Annotated in this window: 16 protein-coding genes; 9 read left to right on the forward strand and 7 right to left on the reverse strand. The window is 62.9% G+C overall.

Annotated features, from left to right (window positions below):
* From JV551A3_RS02940 to JV551A3_RS02965, 5 genes are all read left to right on the forward strand, one after another.
* Positions 1 to 1,500: glycine cleavage T C-terminal barrel domain-containing protein (locus JV551A3_RS02940; protein WP_328592081.1), on the forward strand; the 1,500-nt coding region annotated here is incomplete at its 5' end.
* Positions 1,501 to 1,682: 182 nt separating this feature from the next.
* Complete coding sequence (locus JV551A3_RS02945) at positions 1,683 to 2,315, forward strand: sarcosine oxidase subunit gamma (protein ID WP_099813778.1); 633 nt, start codon at positions 1,683 to 1,685, stop codon at positions 2,313 to 2,315.
* Between the two features lie 12 nt (positions 2,316 to 2,327).
* Positions 2,328 to 3,185 (forward strand): formyltetrahydrofolate deformylase, encoded by an 858-nt coding sequence (gene purU / locus JV551A3_RS02950; protein ID WP_133969991.1) that lies wholly within the window; start codon positions 2,328 to 2,330, stop codon positions 3,183 to 3,185.
* A gap of 424 nt (positions 3,186 to 3,609) precedes the next feature.
* Positions 3,610 to 4,809 (forward strand): formaldehyde dehydrogenase, glutathione-independent, encoded by a 1,200-nt coding sequence (fdhA, locus tag JV551A3_RS02960; RefSeq protein ID WP_003255673.1) that lies wholly within the window; start codon positions 3,610 to 3,612, stop codon positions 4,807 to 4,809.
* A 153-nt stretch (positions 4,810 to 4,962) separates the two neighbouring features.
* Positions 4,963 to 5,538 (forward strand): DUF2780 domain-containing protein, encoded by a 576-nt coding sequence (locus JV551A3_RS02965; protein ID WP_133969992.1) that lies wholly within the window; start codon positions 4,963 to 4,965, stop codon positions 5,536 to 5,538.
* A 199-nt stretch (positions 5,539 to 5,737) separates the two neighbouring features.
* On the opposite strand, the gene JV551A3_RS02970 is transcribed toward JV551A3_RS02965, so the two are convergent.
* Both JV551A3_RS02970 and JV551A3_RS02975 read right to left on the reverse strand, forming a co-directional pair.
* Entirely contained in the window at positions 5,738 to 7,087 is a 1,350-nt protein-coding gene (locus tag JV551A3_RS02970) for an APC family permease (protein WP_133969993.1), read from the reverse strand.
* Between the two features lie 245 nt (positions 7,088 to 7,332).
* Entirely contained in the window at positions 7,333 to 8,220 is an 888-nt protein-coding gene (locus JV551A3_RS02975) for an acyltransferase (protein ID WP_133969994.1), read from the reverse strand.
* 182 nt (positions 8,221 to 8,402) lie between these two features.
* Here JV551A3_RS02975 and rloA2 point away from each other — a divergent pair, with 182 nt between their 5' ends.
* The 4 genes from rloA2 to creD all read left to right on the forward strand — a co-directional run bounded on the left by rloA2 (position 8,403) and on the right by creD (position 12,694).
* Positions 8,403 to 8,903, forward strand: a complete 501-nt coding sequence (gene rloA2, locus JV551A3_RS02980) for a retropepsin-like aspartic peptidase RloA2 (protein ID WP_133969995.1) — start codon at positions 8,403 to 8,405, stop codon at positions 8,901 to 8,903.
* Positions 8,904 to 9,059: 156 nt separating this feature from the next.
* Positions 9,060 to 9,740: a two-component system response regulator CreB gene (gene creB / locus JV551A3_RS02990; protein WP_133969997.1), complete on the forward strand. Its 681-nt coding sequence runs from the start codon at positions 9,060 to 9,062 to the stop codon at positions 9,738 to 9,740.
* A complete protein-coding gene (gene creC / locus JV551A3_RS02995; RefSeq protein ID WP_133969998.1) occupies positions 9,740 to 11,176 on the forward strand; it encodes a two-component system sensor histidine kinase CreC in 1,437 nt (478 codons plus the stop codon). Before creB ends, creC begins: the two co-directional genes overlap by 1 nt.
* A 189-nt stretch (positions 11,177 to 11,365) precedes the next feature.
* Positions 11,366 to 12,694 carry a cell envelope integrity protein CreD gene (gene creD, locus JV551A3_RS03000; protein WP_133969999.1) on the forward strand — a complete coding sequence of 443 codons (1,329 nt, stop codon included), beginning with the start codon at positions 11,366 to 11,368 and terminating at the stop codon, positions 12,692 to 12,694.
* Positions 12,695 to 12,858: 164 nt separating this feature from the next.
* Here the strand turns inward: creD and JV551A3_RS03010 are convergent, their stop codons facing one another.
* The 5 genes from JV551A3_RS03010 to aceE all read right to left on the reverse strand — a co-directional run bounded on the left by JV551A3_RS03010 (position 12,859) and on the right by aceE (position 21,688).
* Positions 12,859 to 13,482, reverse strand: coding sequence for a glutathione S-transferase (locus JV551A3_RS03010; RefSeq protein WP_133970001.1), 624 nt, complete (start codon positions 13,480 to 13,482; stop codon positions 12,859 to 12,861).
* Between the two features lie 3 nt (positions 13,483 to 13,485).
* Positions 13,486 to 14,154, reverse strand: coding sequence for a peptide-methionine (S)-S-oxide reductase MsrA (gene msrA / locus JV551A3_RS03015; RefSeq protein ID WP_056805689.1), 669 nt, complete (start codon positions 14,152 to 14,154; stop codon positions 13,486 to 13,488).
* Between the two features lie 165 nt (positions 14,155 to 14,319).
* Positions 14,320 to 17,010, reverse strand: a complete 2,691-nt coding sequence (locus tag JV551A3_RS03020) for a putative bifunctional diguanylate cyclase/phosphodiesterase (RefSeq protein WP_133970002.1) — start codon at positions 17,008 to 17,010, stop codon at positions 14,320 to 14,322.
* A 375-nt stretch (positions 17,011 to 17,385) separates the two neighbouring features.
* Entirely contained in the window at positions 17,386 to 19,029 is a 1,644-nt protein-coding gene (aceF, locus tag JV551A3_RS03025; RefSeq protein ID WP_133970003.1) for a dihydrolipoyllysine-residue acetyltransferase, read from the reverse strand.
* Between the two features lie 13 nt (positions 19,030 to 19,042).
* Positions 19,043 to 21,688 (reverse strand): pyruvate dehydrogenase (acetyl-transferring), homodimeric type, encoded by a 2,646-nt coding sequence (gene aceE, locus JV551A3_RS03030; RefSeq protein WP_112251448.1) that lies wholly within the window; start codon positions 21,686 to 21,688, stop codon positions 19,043 to 19,045.
* Between the last annotated feature and the right edge of the window lie 210 nt (positions 21,689 to 21,898).

Genomic DNA, 21,898 nt, shown 5'->3' on the forward strand with positions numbered 1-21,898 from the left:
GTGGCACTGTTCCAGGTGCCGCACGACAAGGGCACTGCCCGCGCACCCAAGCAGTTCGTCGACCAGCAGAACGACGTCACCGCGGCCGCCATCGAACTGGCCACCCGCGAAGGCTTCGAGTCGGTCGAGCACGTAAAACGCTACACCGCGCTGGGCTTCGGTACCGACCAGGGCAAACTGGGTAACATCAACGGCCTGGCCATCGCCGCCCGTTCGATCGGCATCACCATCCCGGAAATGGGCACCACCATGTTCCGCCCCAACTACACGCCGGTAACCTTCGGCGCGGTAGCGGGCCGTCACTGTGGCCACCTGTTCGAGCCCGTACGCTTCACCGCCCTGCATGCCTGGCACGTGAAGAACGGCGCCGAGTTCGAAGACGTCGGCCAGTGGAAGCGCCCCTGGTACTTCCCGAAAGCCGGTGAAGACATCCACGCCGCCGTGACCCGTGAATGCAAGGCCGTGCGCGACAGCGTGGGCCTGCTGGACGCCTCTACCTTGGGCAAGATCGACATCCAGGGCCCGGATGCGCGTGAGTTCCTCAACCGCATCTACACCAACGCCTGGACCAAGCTCGACGTGGGCAAGGCCCGCTATGGCCTGATGTGCAAGGAAGATGGCATGGTCTTCGACGACGGCGTAACCGCCTGCGTCGGCGATAACCACTTCATCATGACCACCACCACCGGCGGCGCCGCCCGCGTACTGCAGTGGATGGAGCTGTACCACCAGACCGAATGGCCAGAGCTGAAGGTGTACTTCACTTCGGTCACCGACCACTGGGCCACCATGACCCTGTCCGGCCCCAACAGCCGCAAGCTGCTGAGCGAGCTGACCGACATCGACATGGACAAGGAAGCCTTCCCGTTCATGACCTGGAAGGAAGGCAACGTCGGCGGCGTACCGGCCCGTGTGTTCCGTATCTCGTTCACCGGCGAGCTGTCGTACGAAGTCAACGTGCAAGCCAACTACGCCATGGGCGTGCTGGAACAGATCATCGAGGCAGGCAAGAAGTACAACCTGACCCCGTACGGCACCGAGACCATGCACGTACTGCGTGCCGAGAAGGGCTTCATCATCGTTGGCCAGGACACCGACGGCTCGATGAACCCGGACGACCTGAACATGAGCTGGTGCGTGGGCCGCAACAAGCCATTCTCGTGGATCGGCCTGCGTGGCATGAACCGCGAAGACTGCCTGCGCGACAACCGCAAGCAGCTGGTAGGCCTGAAGCCGATCGACCCGACCAAATGGCTGCCGGAAGGCGCCCAGCTGGTGTTCGATCCGAAGCAGCCGATCCCGATGGACATGGTTGGCCACGTCACCTCCAGCTACGCCTCCAACTCCCTGGGCTATTCGTTCGCCATGGGTGTGGTCAAGGGCGGCCTCAAGCGCATGGGCGAGCGCGTCTACTCGCCGCAGGCGGATGGCAGCGTGATCGAGGCGGAGATTGTGTCTTCGGTGTTCTTCGATCCGAAGGGCGAGCGGCAGAACGTTTGAGGCTTCACCAGTAGCTCTGATTGGAATGCGGTCCTTGTGGGAGCGGGTTCACCCGCGAATGCGATGGTGGGTCCACCGCCCTCTTCGCGGGTAAACCCGCTCCCACACTGGATCTCCAAAGTCTTTGACTACAGGTTCTACCTCAGGTCTTCGCGATCAACAGAATTCAAGGCAGGTAAGAAATGAGCGCTATCAACGTCTTCCAGCAAAACCCCGGCGCCGAGGCCAAGGCCCAGTCGCCACTGCACCACGCCGACCTGGCCAGCCTGGTTGGCAAAGGCCGCAAGAACGCAGGCGTGACCCTGCGTGAACGCAAGTTCCTCGGCCACCTGACCATTCGTGGCGACGGCCACGACCCGGAATTCGCCGCCGGCGTGCACAAGGCCCTGGGCCTGGAGCTGCCAGTGGCCCTGACCGTGGTCGCCAACAACGAAATGTCGCTGCAATGGGTCGGCCCGGACGAGTGGCTGCTGATCGTGCCCGGCGGCCAGGAACTGGCGGTCGAGCAGAAACTGCGCGCAGCCCTCGAAGGCCAGCACATCCAGGTGGTCAACGTCAGCGGCGGGCAGAGCCTGCTGGAACTGCGCGGCCCGAACGTGCGCGAAGTGCTGATGAAATCCACCAGCTATGATGTTCACCCGAACAACTTCCCGGTGGGCAAGGCAGTCGGCACCGTGTTCGCCAAGTCGCAACTGGTGATCCGCCGCACCGCCGAAGACACCTGGGAGCTGGTGATTCGCCGCAGCTTCGCCGACTACTGGTGGCTGTGGCTGCAGGACGCTTCGGCCGAGTACGGCCTGAGCATCGAGGCTTAAGGAGAACAGAACATGAGTCGGGCACCGGATACCTGGATTCTCACCGCCGACTGCCCGAGCATGCTCGGCACCGTCGACGTGGTGACGCGTTACCTCTTCGAGCAGCGCTGCTACGTGACGGAGCACCACTCCTTCGATGACCGGCTGTCGGGGCGTTTCTTCATTCGTGTGGAGTTTCGCCAGCCGGACGATTTCGACGAGGCAGGTTTCCGGGCCGGCCTCGCCGAGCGCAGCGATGCGTTCGGCATGACCTTCGAGCTGACCGCACCTAACCACCGCCCCAAGGTGGTGATCATGGTGTCCAAGGCCGACCATTGCCTTAACGACCTGCTGTATCGCCAGCGTATCGGTCAGCTGGCCATGGACGTGGTCGCGGTGGTGTCCAACCACCCGGATCTCGAACCCCTGGCGCACTGGCACAAGATCCCTTACTACCACTTCGCTCTCGACCCCAAGGACAAGCCTGGGCAAGAGCGCAAGGTACTTCAGGTGATCGAGGAAACCGGCGCCGAGTTGGTGATTCTTGCGCGCTACATGCAGGTGCTGTCGCCAGAGCTGTGCCGGCGACTGGATGGTTGGGCGATCAACATTCACCACTCGTTGCTGCCAGGGTTCAAGGGCGCCAAGCCTTATCACCAGGCATACAACAAGGGCGTGAAGATGGTCGGCGCCACGGCGCACTACATCAATAACGACCTGGACGAAGGTCCGATCATCGCCCAGGGTGTGGAAGTGGTCGACCACAGCCATTACCCCGAAGACCTGATTGCCAAAGGGCGCGACATCGAATGCCTGACCTTGGCGCGGGCGGTGGGGTATCACATCGAGCGGCGAGTGTTCCTCAACGCCAACCGGACTGTAGTTCTCTAACAGCCTGTTCTGGCCTCTTCGCGGGCTCGCCCGCTCCCACAGGTGCTGCGTGAACGCGAAGCCAGCGCAGTAATTGTGGGAGCGGGCAAGCCCGCGAAGCAGGCGACGCGGTGCATGGCACCGGCTGCGCCGGTGATCGCCGGCAAGCCAGCTCCCACAAGTATTGCGCTAGCCTCGTACCCTGTATCAAACCCTGTGGGAGCGGCTTTAGCCGCGAAGAGGCCAGCACAGGCCGCCACCTTTGTTTGCCCCCATATCTTCCAACGACAACCCTGCCGCTAAATGGCATCTCCCTGTCGCTCCCAGTCAGTGCATCCCGCCCCATCAGGCCCACAATTCCCCTCATTCCAGAAACACATGCCGCCCACGGAAGGCGGCGCGTTCAACCACCGCTGCATAAATAAAAATCAAGCGAGGTAAGAGCATGTCTGGCAATCGTGGAGTGGTATATCTCGGCGCCGGCAAGGTCGAGGTGCAGAAGATCGACTACCCGAAAATGCAGGACCCACGCGGCAAGAAGATCGAGCACGGCGTGATCCTGAAGGTGGTCTCCACCAACATCTGCGGCTCCGACCAGCACATGGTCCGCGGCCGCACCACTGCCCAGGTCGGCCTGGTCCTGGGCCACGAAATCACCGGTGAGATCGTCGAGAAGGGTCGTGACGTCGAACGCATGCAGATTGGCGACCTGGTCTCGGTGCCATTCAACGTCGCCTGTGGCCGCTGCCGCTCCTGCAAGGAAATGCACACCGGTGTCTGCCTCACCGTCAACCCGGCCCGCGCCGGCGGTGCCTACGGTTACGTCGACATGGGCGACTGGACCGGCGGCCAGGCCGAATATGTGCTGGTGCCGTACGCCGACTTCAACCTGCTGAAACTGCCCGAGCGCGACAAGGCCATGGAGAAGATCCGTGACCTGACCTGCCTGTCCGACATCTTGCCGACCGGCTACCACGGTGCCGTGACTGCTGGGGTCGGCCCAGGCAGCACCGTCTACGTGGCTGGCGCTGGTCCGGTCGGCCTGGCCGCCGCTGCTTCGGCACGCCTGCTGGGCGCTGCCTGCGTCATCGTCGGCGACTTGAACCCGGCCCGCCTGGCTCACGCCAAGTCCCAGGGCTTCGAAGTAGTCGACCTGTCCAAGGACACCCCGCTGCACGAGCAGATCGTCGACATCCTCGGCGAGCCGGAAGTGGACTGCGCCGTCGACGCCGTAGGCTTCGAAGCCCGCGGCCATGGCCACGAAGGTGCCAAGCATGAAGCGCCAGCCACCGTGCTGAACTCGCTGATGCAGGTGACCCGCGTTGCCGGCAATATCGGTATCCCGGGCCTGTACGTGACCGAAGACCCGGGCGCGGTGGATGCCGCTGCCAAGATCGGCGCGCTGAGCATCCGCTTCGGCCTGGGCTGGGCCAAGTCGCACAGCTTCCACACTGGTCAGACCCCGACCATGAAGTACAACCGTCAGCTGATGCAGGCGATCATGTGGGACCGCATCAACATTGCCGAAGTGGTGGGCGTGCAGGTGATCAACCTGGACCAGGCGCCGGAAGGTTATGGCGAGTTCGATGCGGGTGTACCGAAGAAGTTCGTGATCGACCCGCACAAGATGTGGGGTGCGGCGTAATCAGCGTCGAATGAAACGAGCCCCTCGATTCGAGGGGCTTTTTCATGTTGGGCCAGCAGGAAGAAGGGATCGACAACCGGCCCGGAACATTCCCCTTGGCCACGAGTCAAACCCTCGTTTCCCTGGCCATCCCGGCCGACGAGGTCCCTCCCGATGAAAGCATTCACCCTGGCAACCCTGATGACCCTGGCCGCAAGCCCGGTGTTCGCCTTCAACCTAAGCGATGCCGCCAATGCCGTTTCGGCCATGCAAAACCAGCAACAGCAAGGCCAGGTGCAGGCTCCCGAGGCGCAGGCCAATCTGCTCAATACCTTGGGCAGTCAACTGAATATCACCCCGGAGCAAGCCGTGGGCGGGGCAGGGGCGATGCTGGGGCTGGCGCGCAACAACCTGAGCTCCGACGACTATGGCCAGCTGACCAAGGCAGTGCCAGGGCTCGACCTGCTTGCCGGTGCCAATGCGCTGGGAGGCCTGAGTGGCTTGGGTGAATTGCTAGGCAAGAACAGCGAGAGCCAGTCGGCTTTGAGCAATGCGCTGGGCAACAATGTGGAAAACCGCAGTGACCTCGACAATGCGTTCAAGGCACTGGGGATGGATACCGGGATGATCGGGCAGTTTGCACCGTTGCTGTTGCAGTACCTGGGGCAGCAGGGGATTGCCGGGTCGTTGTTGCAGAATCTGGGGAGTCTGTGGACTACGCCTGCTCCTTTGACCCGACCTTCGGTCTGAGCATATTCCAGGTCCAGCGTTGGCATCACAGCCTTGAAGGCTGATGCTGTACCTGTGGGAGCGGCCTTGTGTCGCGAAAGGGGCGCGAAGCGGCCCCAGAGTTTCGGCATAATTGCAGAGATTGCTGGGGCCGCTTTGCGGCCCTTTCGCGACGCAAGGCCGCTCCCATAAAAAAGCAGATTTGCGTTGGGTCAGCAGATCAGGTTGCTTCTGTGAAATCCACCAGGCGCACCGGGCGGCGGAAGCCGGCGGTCAGTACTGCCAGGTACGCAAGACCCAGCGCAAACCAGCACAGACCAATCACCAAGGTAAGCGCCGACAGGCTGGTCCACAGCCACAATGTCAGCCCCAATCCCACCAGCGGCACCAGGCCATAGCTCAACAGCCCTTTGAGGCTGCGCTGCGAGGCATCGTCCATCAGATGTGTCTTCACCACCGCCAGGTTCACCGCAGAAAACGCCACCAGCGCACCAAAGCTGATCAACGATGCGAGGGTAGCCAGGTCGATCACCAACGCCAGCAACGAGAACGCCGAAACCAGCAGAATGGCGAATACCGGTGTGCCAAAGCGCGGTGACAGGTAGCCGAAAGTGCGCTGCGGCAGCACATTGTCACGCCCCATGGTGAACAGGATGCGCGACACCGCGGCCTGCGAGGCCAGCGCCGAGCCCAGGCTGCCGGCCACATACGCGGCAGTGAAGAAGTTGGCCAGGAACTGCCCGCCCGCCTTGAACATCACCTCGTTGGCCGCCGCATCGGCATTGGCAAAGGTGGTGCCCGGCAGTACCAGCTGGCTGACATAGGCCAGCACTGTGAACAGCAAACCGGCGAACAGGGTGGTGAGGATGATTGCCCGTGGCACATCGCGGCGGGCATCGCGGCATTCTTCGGCCAAGGTCGAGACAGCATCGAAGCCGAGGAACGACAGGCAAAGCACCGCCGCACCAGCCATCAGCGCGCCGAAGCCCGGCTGTGAACCGTCGCCCAGCAGTGGCGAAAGCAGGTCCAGCGGCTGGCCTGCCAGGGACTGGCAGGACAAGGCGACGAACACAACGATGAAGACGATCTGTGCGCCGACGATCAAGTTGCTGGTCTTGGCAACAGAGTGAATGCCGGCCACGTTGAGCACTGTGACCAGGGCGATAGAAGCCAGTGCGAACGACCACGCGGGTACGGCCGGGAAGGCTATGTTGAGGAACAGGCCGATCAGCAGGTAGTTGATCATCGGCAGGAACAGGTAGTCGAGCAGCAGCGACCAGCCAGCCAGGAAGCCAACGTTCGGGCCGAAGGCCATGTTGGTGTAGGAGTACGCAGAGCCAGCGACCGGGAAGCGTTTGACCATGAAGCTGTAAGAGGTGGCGGTGAACAGCATGGCCACCAGGGTGACGATATAGGCGCCAGCCGTGCGGCCACCGGTAAGTTCGGTGACGATGCCGTAGGTGGTGAAGATGGTCAGCGGGACCATGTACACCAGGCCGAAGAACACCAGGGCGGGCAGGCCGAGGACACGGCGAAGCTGGACGGGGGTAGAGCTGGGTGGGTTGGCCATCGTTCGATCCAGAGCATTTTTGTAGTTGTGCTTTGGTCGATTTTTATCCACTTAGGTGGGGTGTGACAAAGAAGTAATCCTAATGCTGATTATTAGCCAGGTTTCTAATCGGATTGTTGTAATGCCTGTTCCGGCCTCTTCGCGGGTAAACCCGCTCCCACAAGGGGCTCACAGGTCTTGAGTACTGCGCAGTACCTGTGGGAGCGGGTTTACCCGCGAAGAGGCCTGGGCAGGCAATGAAAACTTCAGCCCATTTCGGCCCGCAGTTGCTCGATCCGCAAGTCCTTCTCCACCCACAACTGGTTCACCCAGGCCTGCACGGTCTGCCTGAACTCAGGATCATTCTCGTAATCCCCCGCCCACAGCATCGGGTCCAGCTCACGCACACGAATGTCGATAATCACCCGGCTGATGCTGCCATTGAGCAAATCCCAAAACCCCGGCGCCTTGTTGCCGGGGTAGACGATGGTCACGTCCAGCAAGGCATCCAGTTGTTCGCCCAATGCCGCCAGCACGAACGCCACGCCACCCGCCTTGGGCTTGAGCAGGTAGCGATACGGCGATTGCTGCTGCTGACGCTTGGCTTCGGTAAACCGTGTGCCTTCCAGGTAGTTCACCACGGTCACCGGCTGGCGCTTGAACAGTTCGCAAGCAGCCTTGGTGATTTCCAGGTCCTTGCCTTTCAGCTCGGGGTGCTTCTCCAGGAAGGCCTTGCTGTAGCGCTTCATGAACGGGTAGTCCAGCCCCCACCAGGCCAGGCCCAGCAGAGGTACCCAGATCAGCTCCTTCTTCAGGAAGAACTTGAAGAACGGTGTACGGCGGTTGAGGCTCTCGATCAGCGCCGGAATATCGACCCAGGTCTGGTGGTTGCTGACGGCCAGATACGAAGTATCCTTGCGCAGGTTCTCGACGCCGCGGATATCCCACTGGGTCGGAATGCACAGGGCAAAGATGGCCTTGTCGATCTCCGACCAGGTTTCGGCCACCCACATCACCGCCCACGAGGCATAGTCACGGCCACGCCCCGGCAGCACCAGTTTGAGCAGCGCGAAGACCAGCAGCGGGCAGATCAACACCAGGGTATTGAGCAGCAGCAGGGTGGTAGTGAGGATGCCGGTCAGCAGGCGACGCATAAAGAGACTCTTGTTGTAGGAGATAAACGGTTGGCAATGATAAGCAGGGCCGTGGCCTACGCCAAATTTCCAGTGCCCTGCGGCGAGGACAAATGTTTCACATTATGTTGGTTAGGCTTGTGACAGCGAACCTATCCTGCCAGTGCAGTCTAAGCACTGACACTCCTCAAGGAAGCCTGCCTGTGAAACCTCTGCTTGCCCTGTTGTCGTTGTTGGCGCTGCCGGTCATGGCCGCCGAGCCCACAATCTATGGCCGTTACGAGAACATAGCCCTGCCCGAACTGGGCGAAACCCTGAAAGCCAAGATGGATACCGGTGCCTTCACCGCGTCGCTGTCGGCCAAGGATATCGAGCTGTTCACTCGTGATGGCGACGAGTGGGTACGCTTCCGCCTGGCTACCAAGGACTCGGACGGCAAGGTGTACGAGCACAAGGTCTCGCGCATCAGCAAGATCAAGGGCCGGGCCGATGAAGAGGACGAAGGCGATGCGCCCGAGATCTCCAAGCGCCCGGTGGTCGACCTGGAGCTGTGCCTGGGGGATGTGAAGCGCACCGTCGAGGTCAACCTGGTCGACCGCAGCAGTTTCAACTACCCGCTGCTGGTAGGCTCCAAGGCGTTGCGCGAGTTCAAGGCGGCGGTCAACCCGGCCAAGAAGTTCACTGCTGGCAAGCCAGGCTGCTGATCGAAAGCCACCTGTACCGGCCTCTTCGCGGGCACGCCCGCTCCCACAGGAATGATGCTGCACTCAAAGGCTGAGCAGTACCTGTGGGAGCGGGCTTGCCCGCGAAGAGGCCTGTAAGTTAAAAGTCCAGTCTGCCCCCACGTCAGGCCGGACGCCATGCCCCACATCCTCATCGTCGAAGACGAAGCCGCCATCGCCGACACCCTGGTCTACGCCCTGCAGGCCGACGGCCATAGCACCGAATGGGTAACCCTGGGCAGTGCCGCCCTCGACCAGCAGCGCCAGCGCCCGGCCGACCTGGTCATCCTCGACATCGGCTTGCCCGATATCAGTGGCTTCGAGACCTGCCGCCAGCTGCGTCGCTTCAGCGAGGTACCGGTGATGTTCCTCAGCGCTCGCGACGGCGAAATCGACCGGGTGGTGGGCCTGGAAATCGGCGCAGACGATTATGTGGTCAAACCCTTCAGCCCGCGCGAAGTGGCGGCGCGGGTACGGGCGATCCTCAAGCGCATGGGCCCCAAGGGCGAGCCCGCTGTCGAGGCCACGCTGTTCCAGCTCGACACCTTGCGCATGCTGATCACCTACCGCGGACAGCCACTCCCCCTTACCCGTCACGAATTCCGCCTGCTGCAATGCCTGCTCGAGCAACCACACCGGGTATTCAGCCGCGAACAACTGCTCGACGCAGTGGGCGTGGCCTCTGACGTAGGGTACGAGCGCACCATCGACAGCCATATCAAGAGCCTGCGCGCCAAACTGCGCCAGGTGGCCAGCGACGCCGAACCGATTCAGACCCACCGTGGCCTCGGTTACAGCTACAGCCCGGACCACGCCTGATGCGCCTGGGCATCCGGATCTTCCTGGTGTACTTCCTGTTCGTCGGGCTGGCTGGCTATTTTTTGCTCAACACGGTGCGTGAACAGATCCGTCCGGTAGTGCGCCAGTCTTCGGAAGAAACGCTGGTAGACACCGCGAACCTGCTGGCCGAGATCCTGCACGAGGACGTCAAGGCCGGCACCCTGAACCAGAGCCGCTTGCCCGAAGTGCTCAAGGCCTACGGCTCGCGCAGCCCGGGTGCGCAGATCTGGGGCCTGGCCAAGAACCAGGTCAGCCACCGCATCTATGTCACCGACGCCAAGGGCACCGTGCTGCTGGATTCCAGCGGCGAAGACCTGGGCAAGGACTACTCGAAGTGGAATGACGTGTACCTGACCCTGCGTGGCCAGTACGGCGCCCGTTCCACCCGCAGCGACCCCGACGATGAAAGCACCTCGGTGATGCACGTGGGCGCGCCGATCATCGACGATGGCAAGATCATCGGTGTGGTCACCGTGGCCAAGCCCAACAGCTCGCTGCAACCGTACATCGACCGCTCCGAACGGCGCTTGCTCACCCTGGGCCTGGGGCTGATCGGCCTGGGCCTGCTGATCGGTGCCGCGTTGTCGTGGTGGCTGGCGCGCTCGCTGCGCCGGCTGGCCCGCTACGCCCAGGCGGTCAGCGAGGGCGAGCGCGCCGCCCTGCCGCACTACAAGGGTGGTGAACTGGCGCACCTGGCCCAGGCGGTCGAGCGCATGCGCACGCAACTGGAGGGCAAGGCCTATGTCGAGCGGTATGTGCATACCCTGACACACGAGCTGAAAAGCCCGTTGGCGGCCATTCGTGGCGCTTCCGAGCTGTTGCAGGGCGATGACATGCCGGCTGACCAGCGGGCGCGCTTTGCCGGCAACATCGAGCGCGAGAGCGAGCGTTTGCAGCAGATGATCGAGCGCCTGCTCAACCTGGCCCGGGTCGAGCAGATGCAGACGCTGGAGGATGAGCAACAGGTGGCGCTGGCGGCGTTGGTGGACGAGTTGCTGCTGGCCCATGCGGCGCGTATCGAAGGTGCCGGTTTGCAGGTGCGCCAGCGGGTGCCGGCTGGTTTGCGCTTGTTGTGTGACCCGTTCCTGATGCGCCAGGCGCTGGCCAACCTGCTCGACAACGCCTTGGACTTCACCCCGAACGGCGGTGCGCTGCTGTTCGACCTGGAGCGCGATGGCGAGCGGGTGGCGTTGAGCCTGTTCAACCAGGGGCAGGCCATACCGGCATATGCGATTGGTCGGGTGAGCGAGCGGTTCTACTCGCTGCCGCGGCCGGGGAGTGGACGCAAGAGCACCGGCTTGGGGCTGAATTTCGTGGCCGAGGTGATGCAGCTGCATGGCGGGGCATTGGCGGTGGATAACGTCGATGGTGGGGTGCGGGTAAGGTTGTGGCTGCCTGCCCGGCGTATCAGCTGACATTGCCGGGGCTGCTTTGCAGCCCATCGCGACACAAGGCCGCTCCTACAAGAGCACGCGTCCCCTGTAGGAGCGGCCTTGTGTCGCGATGGGCCGCAAAGCGGACCCAAAAACACGAAATCTCCACATTATCTCCCCGAAGCCTCCACGCAAGGCGCAGACACTGCGCCCACTGCCACAGGAGGCCCCATGAACAAGACCCTCGGTTTCAAACTCGGCATGATCGCCGTGCTGATGTTGCTGCTACTCATCCCGCTACTGCTGATCAGCGGCCTGATCGGTGAACGTCAGGCCCTGCGCGACAGTGTGCTGCGCGATATCGCCCAGAGCGCCAGCTTCGACCAGCAACTCAGCGGCCCGCTGCTGGTGGTGCCTTACCACAAGTACCAGCGCCGCTGGATCGAAAAGGACGGCGAGCGCACTCAGGAAACCAGCACCATTGCCGGCCACCTGTACTTCCTGCCGGAAACCTTCGACGCTGACCTGGGCGTGGACACCGAGCTGCGCGCCCGTGGCATCTACCAGGCCCGGCTGTTCCACGCCAAGGGCCGAATCAGTGGCCGCTTCAAGCTCCCTGAACGCTGGGGCATCGACAAGGACTTCGACGACTACCGCTTCGACAAGCCGTTCCTGGTGGTGGGCATCAGCGATATCCGCGGCATCGAGAACGGCCTTGAGTTGAGCATTGGCGAGCAGAAAGTGCCGTTCGAAGCCGGTACCCGGCTCGACTGGATGCGCGGTGGCGTACACGCCAGCCTGCCGGGGCTGGACGGCCTGCAGGCGCGTGAATTCAGCTACGGTTTCGATCTCGCACTGCAAGGCACCGGCCAGCTGCATGTAGTGCCGGTGGGCCGCACAAGCGCCGTGGACCTGCGTGCCAACTGGCCGCACCCAAGCTTCGTCGGCAACTACCTGCCCAGTCGTCGCAACATCGACGCCCAGGGCTTCAGTGCCCACTGGCAGACCTCGTTCTTTGCCACCAATCTCGAAGACGCCCTGCGCCAGTGCGCCACCGCCGGGCAGTGCGCAGACTTCAGCGAGCGCAGCTTCGGTGTCAGCTTCGTCGACCCGGTGGACCAGTACCTGAAGAGCGAGCGGGCGATCAAGTACGCCTTGCTGTTCATCGCCCTGACCTTCGCCGGCTTCTTTTTGTTCGAAGTACTGAAGAACCTCAGCGTGCACCCGGTGCAGTACATCCTGGTGGGCGTGGCGCTGGCGTTCTTCTACCTGCTGTTGTTGTCGTTGTCCGAGCACATCGGCTTTGGTTTGGCGTATGGGCTGTCAGCTTTGGCGTGTGTGCTGCTGATCGGCTTCTACCTGAGTCATGTGTTGCGCAGCCTGGGGCGTGGGATAGGGTTCGCGGCGGGGTTGGCGGCGTTGTATGCGCTGCTTTATGGGCTGCTGAGTGCCGAGGACTATGCGCTGCTGATGGGGTCGTTGCTGTGCTTTGGTTTGCTGGGGGTGTTCATGGTGCTGACCCGGCGGCTTGACTGGGCCCGGGTGGGGAGGGCGGCATGAGGGAGGACAGAGAGATCGGGCGGTGGTTGGCCCTCAGGATCGGGCAGCTGTTTCCTGTGATACCGAGGTGAGGCCTTCGCGGGCACGCCCGCTCCCACAGGTATTGCACAGCTCGAAATACTGTGAGGATCCTGTGGGAGCGGGCGTGCCCGCGAAGAGGCCCTTCAGGCCACCGGAGAGGTCGCGACCATCGACGGCCGCTTGGCCACCTCGGCATACCACGCCGCCAGGCCAGGCTGGTGTTCGCGCCAGCCAAACTCGGGCTGGCGCAAATCCAGATACCCCAGCGCACATGCCACGCCAATCGCTGCCAGGTCGAACCCGGACATCAACTCGGGCAAATGCTCCTGCTCCAGATTGGCCAGGCTGCGGCGGATCTTGTCGCCCTGTGCCTGCAGCCAACCATCCCAGCGCTTTTCCTCAGGGCGCAGGAAACTCTCATAGCGGCTCGACACCGCCGCATCCATGATGGCATCGGCCTGCGACACCAGTGTCATGCGCCGCCAGCGCGCCGTGCCTTCGCGCGGCAGCAGCGGCAGGCCGACATGCTGCAGGTCGAGGTACTCGCAGATCACCCGGCTGTCATGCAGCACGGTGCCGTCCTCCAGGCGCAGGGCCGGGATCTTGCCGATCGGGTTGTCCTGGTTCAGGTGCGGGTCGCCGCTGACCGGGCTGATGTTTACCGGCTGCACTTGCACGCGTTCAAGCTGGCCGGTCTCGTGCAACACCACCATGACCTTGCGCACGAAAGGCGACAACGGCGAGTGGAACAGGGTCATCGTGCTCATGCTTCAGTTACCCTGCAGGCTCGGTGGCAAGCACACGCCGGTACCGCCGATACCGCAGTAGCCGTCCGGGTTCTTGGCCAGGTACTGCTGGTGGTAGGCCTCGGCGAAGTACACGGTCGGTGCCTGGTCGATTTCGGTGGTGATCTCGCCGAAGCCGGCCTTGCTCAGTTCGGCCTGGAAGGCGTCGCGGCTGGCCTTGGCCTGTTCCAGCTGTTCTGGGCTGGTGCAGTAGATGGCCGAGCGGTACTGGGTGCCGATATCGTTGCCCTGGCGCATGCCCTGGGTCGGATTGTGCAGTTCCCAGAACATCGCCAGCAGCTCGCGGTAGCTGACCTTGTCCTTGTCGAACACCACCAGCACCACTTCGGTGTGGCCGGTCAGGCCCGAGCACACTTCCTCGTAGGTGGGGTGGGGGGTGAAGCCGCCGGCGTAGCCGACGACGGTGCTGACCACGCCTTCACGCTGCCAGAAGCGGCGTTCGGCGCCCCAGAAGCAACCCAGGCCGAAGATGGCGAAGTCGATGGCGCCTTCGAAGAACGGGCCGAGCAGCGGCGTGTCCTTGAACACGTAATGGAACTCGGGCAGCTTCATTGGCGTTTCGCGGCCAGGCAGGGCCTGCTCCGCCGTTGGCATGACGTTTTTGTTCACCAGGATTTCCGAACGCAGGACCATGGCCGTTCCTCTGAATGTCAGTTGAATAGGTGTTGGGGCATTCGCGGGTAAACCCGCTCCCACAGGTACACCACAATATTCGAAATTTGTGGGGTACCTGTGGGAGCGGGCGTGCCCGCGAAGGGGCCCGTATGGGTTCTATAGTGCCCGAGGTTTATCCGGCTGTCAGGCCAGTGGGCCACGCGGATAGCGCTTCAGCCGTTCAGCCAGCTCGCGCCCCGGAATCGGCCGGTCGAACAGGTAGCCCTGGCCCACGTCGCAGCGGTGCCGACGCAGGAACGCCAGTTGCTCCGGCGTCTCGATACCCTCGGCCACCACCTTCAGTTTCAGGTTATGCGCCATGGCCACCACCGCCGAGGTGATTTCCATGTCGTCCTGGTTGTCCGGGATCTCGTTGATGAAGCTGCGGTCGATCTTGAGGATGTCGATCGGAAACTTCTTCAGGTAGCTCAGCGACGAATAACCGGTGCCGAAGTCGTCCATGGCCAGTGTCAGGCCCAGGGCCTTCAGCTCATCCAGCTGGCGGTGGGTATCTTCGGTGGCTTCCAGCAGCAGGCCTTCGGTCAGCTCCAGCTCCAGCAGGTGCGGGGGCAGGGCTTCTTCCTCGAGGATGGTGCTGATCGACGCCACCAGGTCCGGGTCGGAGAACTGCTTGGGGGACAGGTTGATGGCCACATGCAGGTTGCCCATGCCGGCCTCGCGCAGTTGCTGGCTCATGCGGCACGACTGGCGCACCACCCATTTTCCGATGGGGATGATCAGGCCGGTTTCTTCCGCCACGCTGATGAACTGGTCCGGGCGGATCATGCCGCGCTCGGGGTGGTTCCAGCGTAGCAGTGCTTCCAGCCCCAGCAGGCGGCCGCTGCGCAGGCACAGCTTGGGCTGGTAGAACACCTCCAGCTCGTTCTGGGTCAGGGCGCGCCGCAGGTTGTTCTCGACGAACAGCTTGTAGCTGGCTTCGGCATTGAGCACTTCGGTAAACACCTGCACCTGGTGCTTGCCGTTGGCCTTGGCCTTGTGCAGCGCCAGGCCGGCGTTCTTCATCAGGCTGGCCGGATCGGCGCCGTGCAGTGGCGCGCAGGCCAGGCCCACCGAGGCGGTCACGTTGATCAGTTGGTTGTCGACGAACATCGGTTTGTCGAGGGTGCGCAGCAATTGCTGGGCGACGCCCTGGCCATCTTCCAGGCTGGTATCGTCGAGCAGTACGGCGAACTCGTTACTGGCAAAGCGCGCCAGGATACCGCCGGTGTGCAGGCTGTTGCGCAGGCGCCGTGCCAGGCTGATCAGCAGCTTGTCGCCGGTCTGGTGGCCGAGGCTGTCGTTGATGCGCTTGAAGTTGTCGATGTCCACCAGCAGCAGGCACATCGAGTGCTCGCCATCCCGAGCAAAGCGCTCGTCCAGGCTGCGGATGAACGCCGGGCGGTTGCCCAGGTTGGTCAGGTTGTCGGTGTAGGCCAGGCGCTCGATGCGTTGCTGGGCCAGCTTGGTCTGGGTGACGTCTTCGTAGATGCCGATGTAATGGGTCAGCTCACGGTTGTCGCCGTATACCTTGGAAATCGACAGCTGTCCCCAATAGGGCTCGAGGTTCTTGCGCCGGCTCTTGAACTCGCCCTGCCAGCTGTTGCCCATGGCCAGGCTCGATGGCGAGTCGAACAGCAGCTCGCTCAGGTTCTCCAGCGCCGGCAGCTCGCCCAGGTGGCGGCCTTGCACTTCCTCGGTGCTGTACTGGGTGATCGCGGTAAAGCTGGGGTTGACGTACTCCACCACGCCGTCGCGGTTCACCAGCAGGAAGGCGCTGGCGCTCTGCTCGACCGCACGCTGGAACAGGTGCAGGGCGCTGGCGGCGGTGCGCCGGTTGTGGTTGGTGATGACCTGGGCGAACTGGTCGGCCAGTTCGCCGGCAAAGGCTATTTCGTCCGATTGCCAGGCGCGTGTCTGGCCGGTCTGCTCCAGGCACAGCACGCCAACTACCTGGCCATCGACACGGATACTGGCATCGAGCATGGCCTTGTTTTCCGGACACATGCTTTGCGCCAAGGCGCGGGTACGCGGGTCATGGCCGGCATTGTGGGCGTCGATGGCACGGCTGGCGTGCAGCGCGTCGAGGTAGTCGGGGAAGCGGCTGGCATCGATGGCTTCGGGCTGGCGGTGCTCCTGCGCTTCCCTGTACCAGGCAATGATCGGCTCCAGGCGCTGGTCTTCCAGGTGCCAGATGCTGGCGCTGTCGACCTTGTAGATCTCGCAGGCGCTCTGGGTAATCAGCTGGGCGGCTTCGCGCAGCGAATTCCCGGCGCTGTAGCGCTGGCGGGCCAGGCGCAGGATCAGGTCTTGCTGGCCGCGAACCCGTTCCAGGTGCTCGAGTTGTTCCTGCTGTGTGCGCTGGTTCAGTTGCAGCGCCAATTGCAGGCGGTTGTTGCGCGATTCCAGGTCGCTGGCACCGGCCTCGCCGGTATCTTCGGCATGGTCGTCGAGCACACTCAGGTAGCCGCGCAACAGGTGGCGGTTGTGCTGCTTGTAGGCTTCCCCGGTTTCCAGCAGGCGTAGCGATGCAGTTGGCGTGTGCAAGGTGTAGCGCACGCGAAAGTAGCCGCGCTGGGCCAGTTGCAACTGGATCTCGTCGTGCAGCCGGTAGCGGGCCTCGGGTTCCATCAAGCTGGCGTAGGGTGCGTCCACCAAGGCGCAAAGGTCGCCGGCGTGCAGGCCGAACTGGCGCTCGCAGGCCGGGTCGAGGTAGAGCATGGTCCAGGTGGCTTCGTTGAGCCTTTCGAAACGCAGCATGCCGAGCCGCGAGGGCACGGGTAACTGCGTGACGACCTCGGCCGCCACACGGCTGGCGGCATCGGGTTGGCTTTTCATCGAAGACTCGCTTGAAGAGGAAACGCGGCCTTTGGGGCGGCAGGTCTGGCAAGGTTGCATCATGTCCCGGGGGCTGGCAAGCAGCCGTGCGTGATGCTGTGGACGGGTTATCGGCTGTTTGGTCGGAATCTGTAGTTTGGCTGGAGATCTTGGGGCCGCTTTGCGGCCTGTGGGAGCGGGTTTACCCGCGATGAATCCAACACAGTACATGGCACCGGCTGCGCCGGTGTTCGCGGGTGAACCCGCTCCCACAGAGGGTGCAGCCCACCGGGAAAATCAAGGCAAAAAAAAGCCCCGCCAATCGACGGGGTTGAGGTACGAGCGTGGCAGCTCGAAAAGGGTACTGCCCCTCGCAGGGAGGGGCAGTGCGCTGCCTTACAGCAGCATGGTGCGGATATCGCCCAGCACATCGCCCAAGCGCTTGGTGAAGCGCGCGGCGGCAGCGCCGTTGATCACACGGTGATCGTAGGACAGCGACAGCGGCAGCATCAGCTTCGGCTGGAAGGCCTTGCCATCCCAGACCGGCTGCATGGTCGCCTTGGAGACGCCCAGGATAGCCACTTCCGGCGCGTTGACGATCGGCGTGAAGCCGGTGCCGCCAATGTGGCCGAGGCTGGAGATGGTGAAGCAGGCGCCTTGCATCTCGTCGGCCGACAGCTTCTTGGTGCGGGCTTTTTCGGCCAGCGCAGCCGCTTCGGCAGCCAGTTGCAGCAGGCTCTTCTGGTCGACGTTCTTGATCACAGGGACCAGCAGGCCGTCCGGGGTGTCCACGGCAAAGCCGATGTGCACGTACTTCTTGCGGATGATGGCCTTGCCGCTTGGCGCCAGCGAGCTGTTGAAGTCCGGCAGTTCCTTGAGCAGGAAGGCGCAGGCCTTGAGCAGCAGTGGCAGCACGGTCAGCTTCACGCCAGCCTTCTCGGCCACGGCCTTCTGCGCAACGCGGAAGGCTTCCAGCTCGGTGATGTCGGCGGAGTCGAACTGGGTCACGTGCGGAACGTTCAGCCAGCTGCGGTGCAGGTTGGCAGCACCGACCTGCATCAGGCGGGTCAGGGCCACTTCTTCCACTTCACCGAACTTGCTGAAGTCCACGGCAGGGATCGGCGGGATGCCGGCGCCACCGGTCGCACCGGCGGCTGCCGGAGCTTCCTTGGCCTTCTGCATCATTGCCTTGACGTAGACCTGCACGTCTTCTTTCAGGATGCGGCCGTGCGGACCGGTCGCGGCAACCGCGCCCAGCTCGACGCCGAATTCACGGGCCAGCTGACGAACCGCCGGGCCGGCGTGAACCTTGGCGTTGCTGCCGGCAGCCGGTGCGGTAGCGACCGGTGCAGGAGCAGCAGCCGGAGCGGCAGCGGCAGGTGCGGCGGCCGGAGCAGCCTCAGCCTTGGCCGGGGCAGCAGCGGCGGCCGGAGCCGGAGCGGCAGCAGGCGCCGCGCCAGCAACCTTGAGCTTGAAGATCAGGTCGCCAGTGCCGACTTCGTCCTCCAGTTTGCACAAGACTTCTTCGACCACGCCGGCAGCCGGCGACGGGATTTCCATGGAGGCCTTGTCGGACTCCAGGGTAATCAGCGACTGGTCGGCTTCGACGGTGTCGCCGACCTTGACCAGCACTTCGATGATCTTGGCCTTGCCCGACGAACCGATGTCTGGCACGTGGATGTCCTGCACGCTGGCGGCAGCCGGGGCTGCGGCCGGAGCTGGGGCAGGGGCGGCTTCAGCGGCAGGAGCCGGCGCAGCAGCCTGGGCCGGAGCAGCGGCCGGAGCCTCAGGGGCCGCAGCAGCGGCGCCCTCGGCTTCCAGGACCAGCAGCTCGTCGCCTTCTTTCAGGCGGTCGCCCAGCTTGACCTTCAGTTCCTTGATGACGCCGGCCTTTGGAGCCGGGATCTCCATGGAGGCCTTGTCGGACTCCAGGGTCAGCAGGCTCTGGTCAGCCTCGATACGATCACCGACCTTGACGAACAGCTCGATGATTTCACCTTCACCGCTGCCGATGTCAGGTACGCGAATGAGTTCGCTCACTTAAAAATACTCCTCAGCAGTCCAGTGGGTTGCGCTTGTCCGGGTCGATACCGAACTTGACGATAGCGTCTGCAACAACCTTTGGTTCGATCTCGCCACGGTCAGCCAGGGCTTCCAGGGCAGCCAGCACCACGAAGTGGCGGTCGACTTCGAAGAAGTGGCGCAGCTTCTTGCGGCTGTCGCTGCGACCGTAACCGTCGGTACCCAGGACCTTGAACTCTTTGCTCGGTACCCACTGGCGAATCTGCTCGGCGAACAGCTTCATGTAGTCGGTGGAGGCGATGACCGGGCCCTTGCGACCGTTCAGGCACTGCTCGACGTAGGTCTGCTGTGGCTTCTGGCCAGGCTTCAGGCGGTTGGCGCGTTCCACGGCCAGGCCGTCGCGACGCAGTTCGTTGAAGCTGGTGACGCTCCACACGTCGGCACCGACGTTGAACTCTTCACGCAGGATCTTCGCGGCTTCGCGGACTTCGCGCAGGATGGTGCCGGAGCCCATCAGCTGTACGTGGTGCGCGGCATCGCGGGTGTCTTCTTCCAGCAGGTACATGCCCTTGATGATGCCTTCCTCGACACCGGCCGGCATGGCTGGCTGCTGGTAGGATTCGTTCATCACGGTGATGTAGTAGAAGATGTCCTGTTGCTCTTCGGTCATCTTCTTCATGCCGTCCTGGATGATCACCGCCAGCTCGTAGCCGTAGGTCGGATCGTAGGTGCGGCAGTTCGGGATGGTGCCCGCCATCATGTGGCTGTGACCGTCTTCGTGCTGCAGGCCTTCACCGTTCAGGGTGGTACGGCCGGCGGTACCGCCGATCAGGAAGCCACGGGTGCGGCTGTCGCCAGCGGCCCAGGCCAGGTCGCCAATACGCTGGAAGCCGAACATCGAGTAGAAGATGTAGAACGGCAGCATCGGCTGGTTGTGGCAGCTGTACGAGGTACCGGCAGCGATGAACGACGACATGGCGCCGGCTTCGTTGATGCCTTCCTCGAGGATCTGGCCCTTCTTGTCTTCGCGGTAGAACATCACCTGGTCTTTATCGACTGGCTCGTAGAGCTGGCCGACAGACGAGTAGATGCCCAGCTGGCGGAACATGCCTTCCATACCGAAGGTACGGGCTTCGTCCGGGATGATCGGGACGATGCGCTGGCCGATTTCCTTGTCCTTGACCAGCTGCGCCAGAATACGCACGAAGGCCATGGTGGTGGAGATTTCGCGGTCGCCCGAGCCGTCCAGGATCGCTTTCAGCGTTTCCAGTGGCGGGGTCGGTACGCTGAAGCTCTTGGCGCGGCGCTGTGGCACGAAACCGCCCAGGGCAGCACGGCGCTCGGCCAGGTACTTGGCTTCGGCAGAACCTTCTTCCGGCTTGAAGAACGGCAGGTTCTCCAGGTCGGCATCCTTGACCGGGATGTCGAAGCGGTCACGGAAGTGACGCAGGCTGTCGACGTCGACCTTCTTGGTGTTGTGCGCGGTGTTCTTGGCTTCGCCGGCACCGGTACCGTAACCCTTGATGGTCTTGGCCAGGATGACGGTAGGCTGGTCCTTGTGGTTGACCGCCTGGTGGTACGCCGCGTAGACCTTGTACGGGTCGTGGCCGCCACGGTTGAGCTTCCAGATCTCTTCGTCGGACAGGTCTTCGACCATGGCCTTGAGCTCTGGGGTGTTGAAGAAGTTCTCACGAACGTACGCGCCGTCTTTGGCTTTGTAGTTCTGGTACTCGCCGTCGATGACTTCGTCCATGCGGCGCTGCAGGGCACCGTTGGTGTCCTTGGCGAACAGTGGGTCCCAGAAACGGCCCCAGACGACCTTGTTGACGTTCCAGCCACCGCCACGGAACACGCCTTCGAGTTCCTGGATGATCTTGCCGTTGCCGCGAACCGGGCCGTCGAGGCGCTGCAGGTTGCAGTTGATGACGAAGATCAGGTTGTCCAGCTTCTCGCGGCCAGCCAGGGCGATTGCGCCCAGGGATTCCGGCTCGTCGCACTCGCCGTCGCCCATGAAGCACCAGACCTTCTGCTTGCCGGCCGGTATGAAACCACGGGCTTCCAGGTACTTCATGAAACGTGCCTGGTAGATGGCCTGGATCGGACCCAGACCCATCGAAACGGTCGGGAACTGCCAGAAGTCAGGCATCAGCCATGGGTGTGGGTACGAAGACAGGCCGTTGCCGTCCACTTCCTGACGGAAGTTGTTCATCTGGTCTTCGCTGATGCGGCCTTCCATGAAGGCACGGGCGTAGACGCCTGGCGAAGCGTGGCCCTGGAAGAAGATCAGGTCGCCGCCGTGTTCTTCGGTCGGGGCCTGGAAGAAGTAGTTGAAGCCGATGTCGTACAGGGTGGCGCTGGAGGCGAAGCTGGAGATGTGTCCGCCCAGGTCCGAGTCTTTCAGGTTGGTACGCATGACCATGGCCAGGGCGTTCCAACGCACCATCGAGCGAATGCGGCGTTCCATGAACAGGTCGCCAGGCATGCGTGCTTCGTGGGTGACAGGGATGGTGTTGCGGTATGGCGTGGTGATCGCATACGGCAGCTGGGAGCCACTACGGGTGGCCAGCTCGCCCATACGGGTCATCAGGTAATGAGCGCGGTCTTCGCCTTCTTTGTCGAGGACCGACTCCAGGGCATCCAGCCATTCCTGGGTTTCGATTGGATCGAGGTCTTGCATGGCTTGCTCCAGGGCGGAAAGGCAACCAGAATCGATTGCCTGAAGTTGCGACTGGCCTTATGGGCAGACGTCGTGAATTCTTGGATTACCGGGGTGTCCTCCGGCGCCGTGTAGTTTTACTACATTTGCTTTCGCATTTCATGCTTTTACACGACACGAGTAGTAGTAAAACTACATTTGTGCGACGTTTCGTCGCATGTTGGCTTGTGA

It is taken from the genome of Pseudomonas inefficax, assembly GCF_900277125.1.
In the GTDB taxonomy this organism is placed as follows: domain Bacteria; phylum Pseudomonadota; class Gammaproteobacteria; order Pseudomonadales; family Pseudomonadaceae; genus Aquipseudomonas; species Aquipseudomonas inefficax.

Bases quoted from the DNA above. Each gene is read 5' to 3' on its own strand.
- creB (WP_133969997.1), top strand. From the start codon at position 9,060: ATGCCCCACATCCTCATCGTCGAAGACGAAGCCGCCATCGCCGACACC.
- msrA (WP_056805689.1), bottom strand. From the start codon at position 14,154: ATGGTCCTGCGTTCGGAAATCCTGGTGAACAAAAACGTCATGCCAACG.
- JV551A3_RS03010 (WP_133970001.1), bottom strand. From the start codon at position 13,482: ATGAGCACGATGACCCTGTTCCACTCGCCGTTGTCGCCTTTCGTGCGC.
- aceE (WP_112251448.1), bottom strand. From the start codon at position 21,688: ATGCAAGACCTCGATCCAATCGAAACCCAGGAATGGCTGGATGCCCTG.
- JV551A3_RS02970 (WP_133969993.1), bottom strand. From the start codon at position 7,087: ATGGCCAACCCACCCAGCTCTACCCCCGTCCAGCTTCGCCGTGTCCTC.
- fdhA (WP_003255673.1), top strand. From the start codon at position 3,610: ATGTCTGGCAATCGTGGAGTGGTATATCTCGGCGCCGGCAAGGTCGAG.
- creD (WP_133969999.1), top strand. From the start codon at position 11,366: ATGAACAAGACCCTCGGTTTCAAACTCGGCATGATCGCCGTGCTGATG.
- creC (WP_133969998.1), top strand. From the start codon at position 9,740: ATGCGCCTGGGCATCCGGATCTTCCTGGTGTACTTCCTGTTCGTCGGG.
- JV551A3_RS02945 (WP_099813778.1), top strand. From the start codon at position 1,683: ATGAGCGCTATCAACGTCTTCCAGCAAAACCCCGGCGCCGAGGCCAAG.
- purU (WP_133969991.1), top strand. From the start codon at position 2,328: ATGAGTCGGGCACCGGATACCTGGATTCTCACCGCCGACTGCCCGAGC.
- JV551A3_RS02965 (WP_133969992.1), top strand. From the start codon at position 4,963: ATGAAAGCATTCACCCTGGCAACCCTGATGACCCTGGCCGCAAGCCCG.
- JV551A3_RS02975 (WP_133969994.1), bottom strand. From the start codon at position 8,220: ATGCGTCGCCTGCTGACCGGCATCCTCACTACCACCCTGCTGCTGCTC.
- JV551A3_RS03020 (WP_133970002.1), bottom strand. From the start codon at position 17,010: ATGAAAAGCCAACCCGATGCCGCCAGCCGTGTGGCGGCCGAGGTCGTC.